General features: G+C 57.7%; 14 protein-coding genes. 6 read left to right on the top strand and 8 right to left on the bottom strand.

Translation table 11 applies throughout. The annotated features are described in order from the left end of the window. Positions 1–68: 68 nt before the first annotated feature. From D3Y59_RS13830 to panC, 7 genes are all read right to left on the bottom strand, one after another. Complete coding sequence (locus D3Y59_RS13830; protein ID WP_119445577.1) at positions 69–992, bottom strand: helix-turn-helix domain-containing protein; 924 nt, start codon at positions 990–992, stop codon at positions 69–71. Positions 993–1,151: 159 nt separating this feature from the next. Continuing rightward, on the bottom strand, positions 1,152–2,291 hold the full coding sequence (locus D3Y59_RS13825; protein ID WP_119445576.1) for an acyl-CoA dehydrogenase: 1,140 nt from the start codon (positions 2,289–2,291) through the stop codon (positions 1,152–1,154). A gap of 257 nt (positions 2,292–2,548) precedes the next feature. Continuing rightward, on the bottom strand, positions 2,549–3,214 hold the full coding sequence (locus D3Y59_RS13820) for a zinc metallopeptidase (RefSeq protein WP_119446482.1): 666 nt from the start codon (positions 3,212–3,214) through the stop codon (positions 2,549–2,551). Positions 3,215–3,320: 106 nt separating this feature from the next. Beyond that, entirely contained in the window at positions 3,321–3,815 is a 495-nt protein-coding gene (gene rfaE2, locus D3Y59_RS13815; protein WP_119445575.1) for a D-glycero-beta-D-manno-heptose 1-phosphate adenylyltransferase, read from the bottom strand. Next, complete coding sequence (locus D3Y59_RS13810) at positions 3,799–4,860, bottom strand: lysylphosphatidylglycerol synthase transmembrane domain-containing protein (protein WP_119445574.1); 1,062 nt, start codon at positions 4,858–4,860, stop codon at positions 3,799–3,801. The genes rfaE2 and D3Y59_RS13810 overlap by 17 nt, the downstream gene beginning before the upstream one ends. A 90-nt stretch (positions 4,861–4,950) precedes the next feature. After that, positions 4,951–5,298, bottom strand: a complete 348-nt coding sequence (panD, locus tag D3Y59_RS13805; RefSeq protein ID WP_119445573.1) for an aspartate 1-decarboxylase — start codon at positions 5,296–5,298, stop codon at positions 4,951–4,953. Positions 5,299–5,368: 70 nt separating this feature from the next. Continuing rightward, positions 5,369–6,223 carry a pantoate--beta-alanine ligase gene (gene panC, locus D3Y59_RS13800; RefSeq protein ID WP_119445572.1) on the bottom strand — a complete coding sequence of 285 codons (855 nt, stop codon included), beginning with the start codon at positions 6,221–6,223 and terminating at the stop codon, positions 5,369–5,371. 116 nt (positions 6,224–6,339) lie between these two features. Here panC and D3Y59_RS13795 point away from each other — a divergent pair, with 116 nt between their 5' ends. From D3Y59_RS13795 to D3Y59_RS13780, 4 genes are all read left to right on the top strand, one after another. Next, entirely contained in the window at positions 6,340–7,152 is an 813-nt protein-coding gene (locus D3Y59_RS13795; RefSeq protein ID WP_119445571.1) for a glycogen/starch synthase, read from the top strand. Positions 7,153–7,162: 10 nt separating this feature from the next. Then, on the top strand, positions 7,163–8,635 hold the full coding sequence (locus D3Y59_RS13790; RefSeq protein WP_162910793.1) for a DUF4270 family protein: 1,473 nt from the start codon (positions 7,163–7,165) through the stop codon (positions 8,633–8,635). A 78-nt stretch (positions 8,636–8,713) separates the two neighbouring features. Continuing rightward, a complete protein-coding gene (gene glmS, locus D3Y59_RS13785; RefSeq protein ID WP_119445569.1) occupies positions 8,714–10,549 on the top strand; it encodes a glutamine--fructose-6-phosphate transaminase (isomerizing) in 1,836 nt (611 codons plus the stop codon). Between the two features lie 113 nt (positions 10,550–10,662). After that, on the top strand, positions 10,663–12,153 hold the full coding sequence (locus D3Y59_RS13780) for a DUF6056 family protein (RefSeq protein WP_162910792.1): 1,491 nt from the start codon (positions 10,663–10,665) through the stop codon (positions 12,151–12,153). Here the strand turns inward: D3Y59_RS13780 and D3Y59_RS13775 are convergent. Next, positions 12,150–12,845, bottom strand: a complete 696-nt coding sequence (locus D3Y59_RS13775; RefSeq protein ID WP_119445567.1) for a 3-hydroxyacyl-CoA dehydrogenase family protein — start codon at positions 12,843–12,845, stop codon at positions 12,150–12,152. The genes D3Y59_RS13780 and D3Y59_RS13775 overlap by 4 nt on opposite strands. Positions 12,846–12,902: 57 nt before the next feature. Here D3Y59_RS13775 and D3Y59_RS13770 point away from each other — a divergent pair, with 57 nt between their 5' ends. Next, positions 12,903–13,292 (top strand): RidA family protein, encoded by a 390-nt coding sequence (locus D3Y59_RS13770; RefSeq protein WP_119445566.1) that lies wholly within the window; start codon positions 12,903–12,905, stop codon positions 13,290–13,292. A 55-nt stretch (positions 13,293–13,347) separates the two neighbouring features. Beyond that, on the top strand, positions 13,348–13,539 hold the full coding sequence (locus tag D3Y59_RS13765; protein ID WP_119445565.1) for a hypothetical protein: 192 nt from the start codon (positions 13,348–13,350) through the stop codon (positions 13,537–13,539). The last annotated feature ends 43 nt before the right edge of the window (positions 13,540–13,582 follow it).

Genomic DNA, 13,582 nt, shown 5'->3' with positions numbered 1-13,582 from the left:
TAGGGCCGCAAGCAAAAGCGCCCGCCGCCCCACGTGGGGCGGCGGGCGCTTTTGCTTGCGGCCCTAGGTTAAATGTTCATGGCCGACTCGCGGCGGCGCATCTTACCGGCCGGAATGCCGAACATCATTTTAAAGCGGCGGCAGAAGTACGCGGTGTCTTTGTAGCCCACTTCCTTGCCAATGTCGCGGATGCTCTTTTTGGTGGTACGGAGCAGGAACACGGCGCGCTCCATGCGCTGGTATTCAATGTAGTCTTGCGGGTTAATGCCAGTCAGCATCTTGAAGTACTGGCCCACGTAGTCTTCGGACACGTTGGCCACGCCCGACAGCACCTTGTTGGATAGGTCGCCACCTAGGTTCTCCTTGATGTAATTGAACAAGTCGATCAGGCGCGGGTCTTTGAAGTACGTGCTGTTAGTGGCCAATTGCTCCACAAACATCTTGTTCTTCAGGATGTAGCGAATGATTTCGACAACGATGTTCTCGGTGTAAATCGAAATCAGACGCTCGCGGCCCGGCAGCTCCTGCAAGCTCTCCTCCACCACCTTGATGACCAGGTTGGCTAGCTTGGAATTGCCGCTGATCAGGAACGCCGGCACGTCGAGCGACGCGAAGAAGTTCACCGAATCGAACACTTTGGCCTCGAACGACACAAACGAGTGGCTTTCCTCGGCGTCGGAAATTAGATCGAGGTCAACGTTGGAGTGGAAGAACTTGTCCTTGTTGCTGATCAGGTCGTCGTTGGTGATGGTTTTGCCGCCCGCTTCGCCGTAGCTCACGCGGGTAGCCCGGCCCCCCGGGATGAAGAGCATATCGCCTTCTTCTACCACCGTGTCCTCGTCGCCAAACGAAATACGCCCCTTGTGCAACAGAATAAGGTTGTTGCCTACATCGTAGGAGTTGCGCACGGTAAAGGGCTGCTGCAACACCAAGTTCTTGGCCTTGATGTAGCGCACACCGAGCGATTCTATGACTTTATTATAATCTTCCATATTCGGACGCGGGAGTGGTTGGCTGAGTACCAGCGGACTACGGCGACGCCGCTGTTTCGACAATGCAAAATAAGATATAAAAATTCACAAAAACGAAAACCCAGCCAGAAATTTGGCTGGGTTTTGTGCAAGGATTCTGACTTTAAGGCAATTCCGATTCTACTTCAGAATTTCCCGCGAGATTACAATTTTCTGAATCTCAGAAGTTCCCTCGTAAATCTGGGTGATTTTGGCGTCGCGCATTAGGCGCTCCACGTGGAATTCTTTCACGAATCCGTAGCCGCCGTGCACCTGTACGGCTTCCACCGCCGTGTCCATGGCAACCTTCGAGGCGAAGAGCTTGGCCATGGCGCCCGACTTGGCGTAGTCGAGGTGGGCATCCTTATCGTGTGCGGCCTGCAAGCAAAGCAAACGGGCAGCGTCGATGTTGGTCGCCATATCGGCCAGCTTAAACTGGATGGCTTGGTGCTGCGAAATCGGCACGCCGAAAGCCTTGCGCTCTTTCGAATATTTCACGGCCAGCTCGTAAGCACCCGAAGCAATGCCTAGGGCTTGCGCGGCGATGCCAATGCGGCCACCGGCCAGCACCTGCATGGCAAACTTAAAGCCGAAGCCATCTTCGCCGATGCGGTTTTCCTTGGGCACTTTCACGTCGGTGAACATAAGCGAGTGCGTGTCGGAGCCGCGGATGCCCAGCTTGTTTTCCTTGGTGCCTACCACAAACCCGGGGGTGTCGCGCTCCACAATCAGGGCGTTGATGCCGCGGTGCTTGAGCTCGGGGTTGGTTTGAGCAATTACCAGGTACACCGAAGCCGACGAGCCGTTGGTAATCCAGTTTTTGGTGCCGTTCAGCAGGTAATGGTCGCCCATGTCAACGGCGGTGGTGCGCTGCATGGTGGCATCGGAGCCGGCTTCGGGCTCCGAGAGGCAGAACGCGCCGATGATTTCGCCGGTGGCCAGCTTAGTCAGGTATTTCTGCTTTTGCTCTTCGGTGCCGTACTTCTCGAGGCCCCAGCACACCAGCGAGTTGTTCACCGACATGATAACCGAGCACGAAGCATCGACCTTGGAAATTTCTTCCATGGCCAACACGTACGATACGGTATCCATGCCGCCGCCGCCGTACTCGGGGCTCACCATCATGCCCATAAAGCCCAGCTCGCCCATCTTCTTGATTTGCTCGGCGGGGAATTTCTGGTGTTCGTCGCGCTCGATTACGCCGGCCCACAGTTCGTTCTGGGCAAATTCGCGGGCCGCGGCTTGCACGGCGAGTTGTTCTTCGGTGAGCTGAAAGTTCATTGTGGGAATGGGAATAGAGGCTTGGCACCTACCGGAGCCCGGTACGGCGCCGCGAAATTACAAGCTGGTCAGTGGTTATCAACCTATAACCAGCATTAAACGCACCGATGCGCACGCTAAGTTATAGGCTGCTTGCCTAACATGCCTAACGCCCGTTAGGTTTAACTGCTGTTTTGGTTGTTACCACCTAGGGAGCAAAACAAAGCGCCCGCAGGTGCGGGCGCTTGTGCAAGCTGCAATAGCTACAGCAGCGGGGGTTAGTTGCGGCGGCTGCCGCCCATGAAAATACTCACGTAGTACAGCAAGGTAGCCAGCGAGCTAATCGCCGCTACCACGTACGTCATGGCGGCCCACCACAAGGCATCTTTGGCCAGTGCGTGTTCTTGCGCGGTTACAATGCCACGCTTATCAATCCAAACGAGGGCACGGCGCGAGGCGTCGAACTCAACGGGCAAGGTGATAAAGCTGAACAGCGTGGTGAGGGCAAAAAGCGCAATGCCAATGCCCAACGGAATAGGTGTGCTTTGCATCATCAGCATGCCCCCGATCAGGATGAACGGCATGAAGCGCGACACAGCGCTAAGGGCCGGCACCATGGCCGAGCGGAATTGCAGCATGCTGTAGGCCGTAGCGTGCTGCACGGCGTGGCCGCACTCGTGGGCAGCTACGGCGGCGGCAGCGGCCGAGCGGCCGTCGTACACCTCTTCGCTAAGGTTGACGGTTTTGTCGGCGGGGTTGTAGTGGTCGGTGAGGCGACCCGAGGTCGAAATCACGCGCACGTCGTGGATGTTGTTGTCGGCCAGCATCAGCTCGGCTATTTGCTTGCCCGAAAGGCCCGACTGCAACCCGATGTGGGAGTACTTGGTGAACTTGCTGCGGAGGCGCCACTGGATGCCCATGCTCACAACCATGAGCAGGATCATCAGCATGTAAAAAGCGTTCGGACTCATCGTCTGGAAAAAAGTAAAGCCGTGTGAATGTTGGAAGCGTGGTGCTCGGCAACTCGCAGCCCTACTGGCTCCGAGCTGGTTAGGCGCCCGTACTGCCCTCGGCCCGGCGCACGCGCTCCACGATGCGGGTAGTGCTGTAGCCGGGCACCAAGGGTACGGTGAGCACCTGCCCTCCGTTGCTTAACACAAACTCGTGGCCTACGATTCCGCTTAGGGCGTAGTCGTCGCCCTTCACCAACACATCGGGCCGCACGAGGTGAATAAGCTCCAGCGGGGTAGGTTCGCCGAATAGCACCACCGCATCTACAAACAAAAGCGAGGCCAGCACCCGCGCGCGTGACATTTCGTCTTGCAACGGGCGGCCGGGTTTCAGGCAACTTACCGAGGCATCGGTGTTCAGGCCCACCACCATGGCGTCGCCTAGGGCGCGGGCCTTTTCGAGGTAATCGACGTGCCCTAGGTGCAGCAGATCGAAGCAGCCGTTGGTGAACACGATGCGCTTGCCTTGCTGGCGCCAGGTGTCGAGTACGGCGGGTAGCTGCTCGCGGGTCAGGATTTTATCTTTTGTCGGCATGGATTACAGACAGTTCGGCAGGCTCGGCTGTGCCCACGCGGGCTCTTCGGCCGGCCTGCATCATGCTAGCTACAAAGCTGATACCGCCCATTAGCACCACCAGCAAAGTTTGGGCGCCGTGCACCACCAGCGCGTAGGCAATGCCGGCTTCGGGCGAAACGCCGAACACGATGAGGATGCTTTGCACCAACAAGTGAAAGGTGCCAATGCCCCCGGATACCGGAGCGGCCATGCCAAAGGCCCCAAACGTGAGCACCGCCAGGCCCGCCCGGGCCCCTAGGTTGTAGGTTTCAGGAAAGGCAAAGAAGGCTAAGTAATCCATGAGGAAATACACCAGCCAGGTAAAGAACGTGTGCAGCAAGAACAAGCCTTTGTTCTCGAGCTTACGGATGCTGAATACGCCCTCGAGCAGCCCCCGCACAAACTTGATGATGCGGTTGAACAAGCGGTTTTCGTTGATGCGCTCGAGGTTGCGCCACAAAGCATACGCCACAATCAGCAGCAGCACGCCGGCTATGACGGCCGCCCACAGCAGGGGCGTGCGGTTGCGGGCCAGGGCATCGTACTGGGCTTGCCCGCCGAGGAGCTTGTCTACCACAAACGCCCAGAACTTGTGAAAATCGAGCAGCAACGTGGCGCCCAACAAACCAAACAGCACCAACACATCAATAACGCGCTCGGTAATCACCGTGCCCACCGCCACGTGTACCGGTACGCCGCTCGTGCGGCGCAACACCGAACACCGAATAACCTCGCCCATGCGGGGCAGTACCATGTTGGCCAAGTATCCCACCATCATGGCGTGGTACACTTGCCAGAAAGGCGCCCGGTAATTGGCTGCATCCAGTTGCATTTTCCAGCGGTAGCTGCGGCTGAAGTAGCCCATCACCGACAACGCCATGGTTAAGCCGAGCCAGCTGTAGTCGGCTTCGAGCATGTACTGCCCAATGCGGCTCAGGTCCTGGCCCCGGATGGCGTAAATCATCAGTGCCGCCGAAAAAGCCAGCAGCAAAGCGTATTTGAGAATATCGAGTACCCGTTTCACTCTAACTGATTGGGTAATACTAATCGGGGCTGAGCACTAAAAACAAAGCCAGCAGCGGGGCTACTGGCTTCGGAGGCGGAAGCAACGTGGCTATACCAACCGGTTGTGCTGATCGGGGAACACCAAAGTTGGTTTGTGTTCGCGCGCTACGGCAAAGTCGATCAGGCAGTACGAGAAGACGATAACGATGTCGCCAACGGCGACGCGGCGGGCTGCCGGGCCGTTCAGGCAAACCATGCCCGAGCCTCGTTCGCCTTTGATGGTATAGGTTTCGAACCGCTCGCCGTTGTTGACGTTCACGACCGTGACCTTCTCGTTTTCCACCATGTTGGCCGCGTCGAGCAGGTCCTCATCAATGGTGATGCTGCCCACGTAGTGGAGCTCGGCCTGGGTGACTTTGGCGCGGTGTATCTTGGATTTTAAAACCTCAATGTGCATGGGTAAGCGGTGCGGGTAACAAGGCGGCAAAGATACGCAAATAAGCCCCGCTCTGCCGCGGGTGCCAGCCCTAGGTAAGCAAGAGTACCACGTTGTCAATCAGGCGCACGCCACCGAGCCACGCCGCCAAGCAAATCACGGCTTCTTGCCCAGGCTCCGTACCGGCCGGCAGTGGTTGCAGCAAACGGGCGTCGGCCACTTGCAGGTACTCCACTTCAATTTGCGGGTAGGCACCTAGGAAGTCCAGCGCCGCTTGTTGCGCTAGCTCCGGCTGCCGGGTGTGTTGGAGCTGTGCAGCGGCCAGCTGCAAGGCCTCGTACAGGCGCGGGGCCACGGCCCGCGCTTCGGGCGAAAGCCGCCGGTTGCGCGACGACATAGCCAGGCCATCGGTTTCGCGAATGGTTGGGCAGCTAATCAAGTCCAGGTCAAAACTTAAGTCTTGCACCAACTGGCGCACCACGGCCACTTGTTGCCAATCCTTCTGCCCGAAGTACGCGCGGTGCGGGCGCCCTAGGTGAAACAACTTGCTCACCACAGTAGCCACCCCGTTGAAGTGGCCCGGCCGGTGCGCGCCTTCCATCACGTTCTCCAGCGCCCCGAAATTAAACTGCAGCACCGTGGGGCGCGGGTACACCTCCTCCACCGTGGGCGTAAACAAAACAGTGCAGCCGGTTCCGCGCAGCATTTCCGCATCCGAATCGGGTACGCGGGGATATAATTTGAAATCTTCGCTGTTGTTGAACTGCGTGGGGTTCACAAATATGCTTACCACCACCTCGTCGTTTTGGGCGGCGGCGGTGCGCACCAGTTGCAAATGACCCTCGTGTAGGGCACCCATAGTGGGCACTAAGCCGATGCTGCGGCCTTCGCGGCGCCATTTTTCGGTAAGGGCTTGCAACGCGGCGGCGGTTTCAAGTATCTCCATGTCAGGCAGACGGCCCCGGACGTCCGGGGTAAGCATAGTGGATTTATCGGGCAAAATTGTTTAATTTTGTGCGTCCCAATGGTGTTTCCTTTTCCTAACTTCTCCATTAACCCCGTATGTCGAAGCTGAGAATTCTCTATGCTGCCACGGAAATCAATCCGTTTTTGCAAACGACCCGGGTAGCGGAGTTCCTGCGGCGCCTGCCGCAAGGCATGCAAGAGATGGGGATGGAAATCCGCATTTTCGTACCCCGCTTCGGCATTATCAACGAACGCAAAAACCGCCTGCACGAGGTGGTGCGCTTGTCGGGCATCAACATTGCCGTAGGCGAGGACGAAAAGCCGCTCATTATCAAAGTGGCCTCTATTCCGAACGCAAAGCTGCAAGTATACTTCATCGATAACGAAGATTACTTCCACCGCAAGTCGGTATTGCGCGACAAGAACGACCAGTTCCACGCCGATAACGACGAGCGCGCTATCTTTTTCTGCAAAGGTGTGCTCGAAACCGTCAAGAAACTTGGTTGGGCCCCCGACATCGTGCACTGCAACGACTGGATGACGGGCCTGATGCCGTTGTACCTCAAAACGACGTACAAGAAAGACCCCATCTTCAAAGATGCGAAGTCGATCTTTACCGTTTACAACAACGAGTTCGATTACAAATTCGAAGGCGACATCATCGAGAAGGCCAAAATGCTTGATATCGACGACTCGATGCTGGCAGCCTTGCAATCGGCCGACTTTACGGGTTTTGTGAAGATTGGCATGGAATACGCCGATTCGGTGGTACGCTCCGACGAAGATTTCAGCGAAAACCTGAACGCGCTGTTTCAAGAATACGCCCAGCGCCATAGCCTTGGCCAAGTGGCCGACGACGAGAACCTGCTTAGCTCATACTACGCCCTGTATAATGAATTGGCCAACTAGGCTATTGAACATGCGGACGTCGACGGCCTTGCTGTTGGCGTCCGCTTTGTTTTCGCTCGGCTCGTGCGAAGACCCCAACGAGCTTGGCCTTGACCTGCCGGGTTCCGCATCCGTCGATACGAAGTACGAGGACTTCCCGGTAACGGCTTCCACCATCCACCAGGATTCGGTGCCTACACTGCGCCGTACCCGCTTTTTGGTGGGCAGGCTTACCGATGCCAACACGGGCGCTACGCTGGAGGCACGCGCCTATTCAGAGGTGCAGCCCAGCCTCAACGCCACCTCCGACCCGCTGCCCTCCAAATTTGCTGCGCAAAATCCCCGGCTCGATTCCATCGTCCTCACGGGCGGTTTCGACCGGGTATATGGCAGCGCTACCCAACCCGTGCGGCTGAGCTTGTACGACCTAGACAAGCCGCTTGACGAACGCACCACTTACAACGCAGCCAGCCGCCCGGCTCTAGGTCAGGCGATTGTGGAAAATGCTCCGGTGTCGTTGAACCGCATTATTCGCAACAAAGCCAACACGGCCGACAGCTTGCAATTGCCGTTGCGCATCCTGATTTCCGGCCCGCAGCCCACCGCTTTTGCCACCAGCCTGTTCGACCTGATGAAGGCCACTACCACCGAAACGCTGTCGCAGCAGGAGCTGCAACGTGTTTGGCGGGGTTTGGCCATTATTCCGGGCGCTGGTACCGAGCGCACTGTAATCGGCTTCGACCGATCGGTGATTTCGCAAATTCTGGTTTACTACCGGGTAAATACCACGTCGGGCACTCCGGCCACTGAGCAGAAAATATACCGCTTCAGTTACGTGAACAGCTCGGGTGCCGTATTCGAGCCGCGTTTTTTCACCGGCATTCAATACGATTTGAGCGGTGCCGGGGCCCCCTTTAGCTCGCTCAACAACAACCGCGCCGCCGAGGTACCTGCTAGCCTGCTAAATAACACCAGCTACACGCAAGATGGCACCGGCTTGGCCACCAAGCTGCTAATTCCTGGGCTGGAGCAACTCCGGGCCCTGCAACAGCGCGAAAACATTATCGTGAACCGTGCCGAGCTGATTGTGCCGCTGAAATCGGGCACCAACTTGGTGTACCCGGCGCCGACCAGCCTCTACCTCTACGAGGCCAACGCGCGCAACCAAGTGTTGAAAACGACTACTGGCGCAAGCCAGTCGTTGCGGTTTGTGCTGGGCGAAAACGCAAATGCCCAAGGTCAGCGGCTCGAAGCACAACTAAACCGCCAAAGCACAGCTACGGGCCCCAGCAACAACTACACAACGCTGCTGACGACTTACGTTCAAACGTATGTAACCAACCAGTTGCCAACGCCGTACCCGGCAGCATTTATTTTGTCGCCAACGTTGCGTCGGGAACTACGCTCCAACGAAACCAGTTTGCCGCTTTCACTGGACCGTGCTACCATCGACGCCAGCAACATTCGCTTGCGTGTGTACTACTCCAAACCCGGAGCTCAGTAAAACCCTGCTCTACTAACATCGGCACAAGCTTTGCTAAGGGCCGACTTTTTTAACTGTTTACTTTTCTTCTGACACGCTATGTGCGGAATTGTAGCTTACATCGGGCACCGCGAAGCCTGCCCCATCATCATTAAAGGTCTGCGCCGCTTGGAGTACCGCGGCTACGACTCGGCGGGTGTTGCCTTGCTCAACGGCGATCTGAACGTATTCAAAAAGAAAGGCAAGGTTGCCGACCTAGAAGCATTCATCGCCGACAAGAACGTGCACGCTCACGTGGGCATGGGCCACACGCGTTGGGCTACGCACGGCGAGCCGAACGATGTAAATGCGCACCCGCACTACTCCACGTCTGAACGTATTGCTATTATTCACAATGGCATCATCGAGAACTACGCTGCTCTAAAGCAACACTTGATCCAGCAGGGCCACGAATTTCACTCTGACACGGACACGGAGGTGTTCGTGAACCTGATTGAGGAAATTCAGAAGCAAAACAAATGCTCGCTGGAGGAAGCTGTACGCTTGGCTCTTCACGAAGTGGTAGGTGCTTACGCCATTGTGGTGCTGAGCAAGGACGAGCCTGACCAGCTTATTGCAGCCCGTAAAGGCTCGCCCATGGTAATTGGAGTTGGCGACAACGAGTTCTTCCTCGCTTCGGATGCTACTCCCATTATCGAGTACACGAACGAGGTGGTGTATGTGAACGACTACGAAATTGCGGTAATACGCAACGGCAAGCTTGATATTCGCAGCAAGGAAGATGTACCGCAGACGCCCTACATCCAGAAGCTGGAGTTGGAGCTCGACAGCATTGAGAAGGGCGGCTACGAGCACTTCATGCTGAAAGAAATCTACGAGCAGCCCAAGTCGATTCTCGACTCGATGCGCGGCCGTTTGGAGTTGGAGGCAGGTCACCTGAACATGGGCGGCGTGCGCGCTTTCGAGCAGAAGTTCATCAATGCTCAGCGCATCATCATCGTGGCGTGCGGTACCTCGTGGCACGCTGGCCTGGTGGCCGAGTACCTGATTGAGGACCTAGCGCGCATTCCGGTAGAAGTAGAGTATGCTTCGGAGTTCCGCTACCGCAACCCGGTGCTTTCGGAGCGCGACATCGTAATTGCCATTTCGCAATCGGGCGAAACGGCCGATACGCTGGCGGCCATCGAGCTAGCCAAGAGCAAGGGCGCTACCATCTTTGGTATCTGCAACGTGGTAGGCTCGAGCATTGCCCGTGCTACCGATGCTGGTGCCTACACCCACGCTGGTCCGGAAATCGGCGTAGCCTCGACGAAAGCCTTTACCGCCCAGGTAACCGTGCTGACGCTGCTGGCCATGATTGTAGGCCATCGCCGTGGTACGCTTTCCGATCAGCGCCTGCGCGAACTGACCATGGAGCTCCATACCATTCCGCAGAAAGTGGAAAAGGCATTGGAGCTCGACACCGAGATTCGCCAGATTTCCGAAATCTTCAAAGACGCCGCCAACTTCCTGTACCTAGGCCGCGGTTACAACTTCCCGGTGGCTTTGGAAGGCGCTCTAAAGCTAAAGGAAATCAGCTACATCCACGCCGAGGGTTACCCGGCGGCCGAGATGAAGCACGGCCCCATCGCCCTGATCGACGAGAACATGCCGGTGGTGGTTATTGCCACCCGCGACAGCTCGTACGAGAAGATCGTATCGAACATTCAGGAGGTGAAGGCGCGCAAAGGCCGCATCATTGCCATCGTGAGCGAGGGCGACAAGGTGATTCCGCCAATGGCTGAGTTTGTGGTGGAAGTGCCGCACACCTCCGACGAGCTGATGCCGTTGGTTTCGGTGATTCCGCTGCAGCTGCTTTCGTACCACATTGCCGTGCTGCGGGGCTGCAACGTCGATCAGCCGCGTAACCTGGCCAAATCGGTTACGGTGGAGTAATCCACATCAACCAAGCAACAAAAGAGAAAAGCGCCCCCTGGTGGGCGCTTTTTTTGTGCATTTTCGAAACGCTTCGTTCGGACAGTTCCACCGTTCCTGCCAGCTTTGCGGCCGTGAAAACTGCGTTATCAGCTTCCCGCTTTCGCTTAGGTACTTGGTTGCTGGCAGCGGCGGCGGCACTTGGCTTGTTGCCCTTCTTGGTGCTGTGCTGGTACGCGCACCCGTCGGCCGATGATTTTCTAATGGCTACCCAAGTGGACCAAAACGGTCATTTCGGGCAAATAACTTACCTGTACATGCAGTGGACGGGCCGTTACACCTCGGCGGTGTTGTGGGCCTTGCTGCACCCGGTAACGTACGGCTTCATTACCGAAGGATACGGTGCTGTTTGCCTGCTGATGATTTTGGCGGTGCCGGCAGCGTGGTACGCGCTGCTGCGGATGCTGCTGGGTACGCAATACGGCCGCTGGCAACTGTGGCTGGCCAGCGGCTTGCTCACTTTACTGTTCTTGTATCAGATGCCGAGCACTGCGGAAGCCTTTTACTGGATTACCAGCAACTTCAATTATTTATTGCCCGCCCTGCTGAGCCTAATCTGGTTGGGCGCCTTGGGCAAACACGCCAGCAGCACCGCCGCCCGCAGCCGGCGCAACTGGCTAGTGGCCGCCTGCTTGCTTGCCGTCGTGATTGTGGGCGGCAACGAAACCAATGCCGTGCCCCTGCTCCTAGGTGCGGGCGCCTTTGCCATACTGTGCAGCCTGGAGCAACGCCGCATTGCCTGGCCATACGTACTGCTGGCCCTGGTGGTGGGGGCGGCCTGCACGGCTACCTTTTTGGCGCCGGGCAATTTTGTGCGCCTCGATCAATCCACGCGGCAATACACCGTTTGGCAGGCACTCGATAAAGGCGGGTTAGCCGCCTACCGCCTTGTGGTAAACTGGCTCGGCAATGGGGTACTACTTGCGCTTACGGTGCTGCTGGCTCCAGTCGGCATTGGCTTACACAAAGTGCCCACGCTGCCCCTGAACCGCTTGGCCAAGCGCCCTCTGCTTATGCTCGTGCTGATGGCCGTGTCGTTGATGTTCCTGATGTTTGTGGCTTTCTGGACGACGAGCCTTGCCATGCCGCCTAGGTCGAAAAACGTGCTGTACCTATTCTTTCTGGTGTGGTGGTTTTTGCATGCTTACGCCTGGGCGCGCTACGGCTGGAGCAAGCTTGGCGTGCAGCGGCTTGCGGTACCTAGGGCGCTGCAGTGGGGGCTAATTTTATGGGTGGTAGTTGTGTTTGCCTTTGGGCACACGCGCCGCATGCGCGGCCGCGAACCGCGCGATAACGCCAACAACATTGTGGTGGCTTACCGCGACTGGCTAGGTGGTGCAGCGGCACGTTACGACCGGCAGCTGACTGCCCGCTACGCCTATCTACGCACTGCCACCCCGCCCGATGTAATGGTAGAACGCCTGCTCGACCCGCCCGCCACCGTCTTGTTTTCAGACCTGGAAACCAACCCCAACGATTGGGCCAACCAAGCCTACGCCGAGTACTTTGGCAAGCGCAGCATCCGGGTGCCCGAGCCGCCGACCGCCGATTCTCGGCAGCCCTAAAGCACGAAAGTTTCTTGCCGCTGCACCATGTGCTTAAGCAAAGGGGAGATTTTGTACCGCTCGTCGCGGGTATCTTCCCAGAGCATATTCAGCACCTCGTACACCCGCTCCACGCCTATGGCGTTGGCCCACTCAAACGGGCCCTTGGGGTAGTTGGTGCCGAGCTTCATCCCTAGGTCGATGTCGCGGATACTGGCCGTGCCTTCCTGCAGGGTATAGCAGGCTTCGTTGATGATCATGCAAACCACGCGCGGGGTTACCAGGCCCACGCGGTCTTCTACCACGCGGTACGCGGTGCCTAGGGCCGCGCAGGTGCTGGCGAGCAGCGCAGCATCGGCGGGGTCGTAGAGGCTTACCTCGAGCAAACTGCGGTTGAGCAAGGTGGGCAATCCGCAAAAGCCAAAAACCGGGTACGCGGGCTTGTCGGCACCAAAGCGCGAAGCCAACGACTCGGTAGCAGCCTCTACAAAAGCTACAATGCCTTCTTTTTCTTCGTAGAGCGGGCCGTAGTTGCCGAAATCGAACACCACGTCGGCGGTGGGCAGCGCGTCGTCGAGCAGCGGCATGGCCGATTCGAGCTCGTCGACGAGGCGGCCGCCGGCCTCGGGCACGAAGGTGTATTGGTGCTGCGCGCCGAACTTTTCGCGGAGTTCGGCTGCAAGGTGTTGACCGTCGAGGATGAGCAGGTGCATCGTTTTGGCTAAGTTCAGGCCACGAAAATAGGGTTTCGGCCCGCCTTTACCTTTCTCATGGCAAATACCATCATCAACTCGCCCGAGGCGCCGGCCCCCATCGGGCCCTACAGCCAGGCCGTGCAGGCCGGCAACACCATCTACGTATCGGGCCAAATTGCCCTCGACGCCTCGGGCGGACAGCTCATCGGCGAAGGCGACGTGCAGGCCCAAACCCACCAAGTAATGCGCAACCTGCAGGCCGTGCTGGCCGCCGGCGGCTACGCCCTGCCCGACGTGGTGAAGTGCAGCATCTTCGTGAAAGACCTAGGGCACTTCGGCACCATCAACGAAATCTACGGCTCGTACTTTGGCGCCGGTCCCTACCCCGCCCGCGAAACCGTGGAGGTAGCCCGCCTGCCCAAAGACGTGCTGGTGGAAATTTCGTGCATTGCCGTGAAGGCCTAGGTGTACTAAGCTCGGCGGCGCGGCGTTGCCCCCAAGTACTCTAAACAAAGCCGTTATGAAAGAGCTAGGCCTTGGCTTACTGCTGGTGGGGCTGGTGTCGTTGGTGTTGCCCTTTGTGGGCATGAAATTCATGTTCCTGAGCTGGATCGAGCAGTGGGGCGAAACCACGGCTTGGCTAATCCGGGGCGGCGTAACGCTGCTCGGGCTGGCGCTTTGGCTCGCGTTCCGAAACCGGGGCGAAGCTTAGCTACAGGGTTTAGGAGTTTGTGGGTTAGCGAAAGCAAGAGTGC

The organism is Hymenobacter oligotrophus, assembly GCF_003574965.1.
Lineage (GTDB): Bacteria > Bacteroidota > Bacteroidia > Cytophagales > Hymenobacteraceae > Solirubrum > Solirubrum oligotrophum.
The sequence above is the reverse complement of the archived record's forward strand: the minus strand, read 5'-3'. Positions and strand labels throughout refer to the sequence as shown.

Bases quoted from the DNA above. Each gene is read 5' to 3' on its own strand.
- D3Y59_RS13830 (WP_119445577.1), bottom strand. From the start codon at position 992: ATGGAAGATTATAATAAAGTCATAGAATCGCTCGGTGTGCGCTACATC.
- D3Y59_RS13825 (WP_119445576.1), bottom strand. From the start codon at position 2,291: ATGAACTTTCAGCTCACCGAAGAACAACTCGCCGTGCAAGCCGCGGCC.
- D3Y59_RS13820 (WP_119446482.1), bottom strand. From the start codon at position 3,214: ATGATCCTGCTCATGGTTGTGAGCATGGGCATCCAGTGGCGCCTCCGC.
- rfaE2 (WP_119445575.1), bottom strand. From the start codon at position 3,815: ATGCCGACAAAAGATAAAATCCTGACCCGCGAGCAGCTACCCGCCGTA.
- panD (WP_119445573.1), bottom strand. From the start codon at position 5,298: ATGCACATTGAGGTTTTAAAATCCAAGATACACCGCGCCAAAGTCACC.
- panC (WP_119445572.1), bottom strand. From the start codon at position 6,223: ATGGAGATACTTGAAACCGCCGCCGCGTTGCAAGCCCTTACCGAAAAA.
- D3Y59_RS13795 (WP_119445571.1), top strand. From the start codon at position 6,340: ATGTCGAAGCTGAGAATTCTCTATGCTGCCACGGAAATCAATCCGTTT.
- D3Y59_RS13790 (WP_162910793.1), top strand. From the start codon at position 7,163: ATGCGGACGTCGACGGCCTTGCTGTTGGCGTCCGCTTTGTTTTCGCTC.
- glmS (WP_119445569.1), top strand. From the start codon at position 8,714: ATGTGCGGAATTGTAGCTTACATCGGGCACCGCGAAGCCTGCCCCATC.
- D3Y59_RS13775 (WP_119445567.1), bottom strand. From the start codon at position 12,845: ATGCACCTGCTCATCCTCGACGGTCAACACCTTGCAGCCGAACTCCGC.
- D3Y59_RS13770 (WP_119445566.1), top strand. From the start codon at position 12,903: ATGGCAAATACCATCATCAACTCGCCCGAGGCGCCGGCCCCCATCGGG.
- D3Y59_RS13765 (WP_119445565.1), top strand. From the start codon at position 13,348: ATGAAAGAGCTAGGCCTTGGCTTACTGCTGGTGGGGCTGGTGTCGTTG.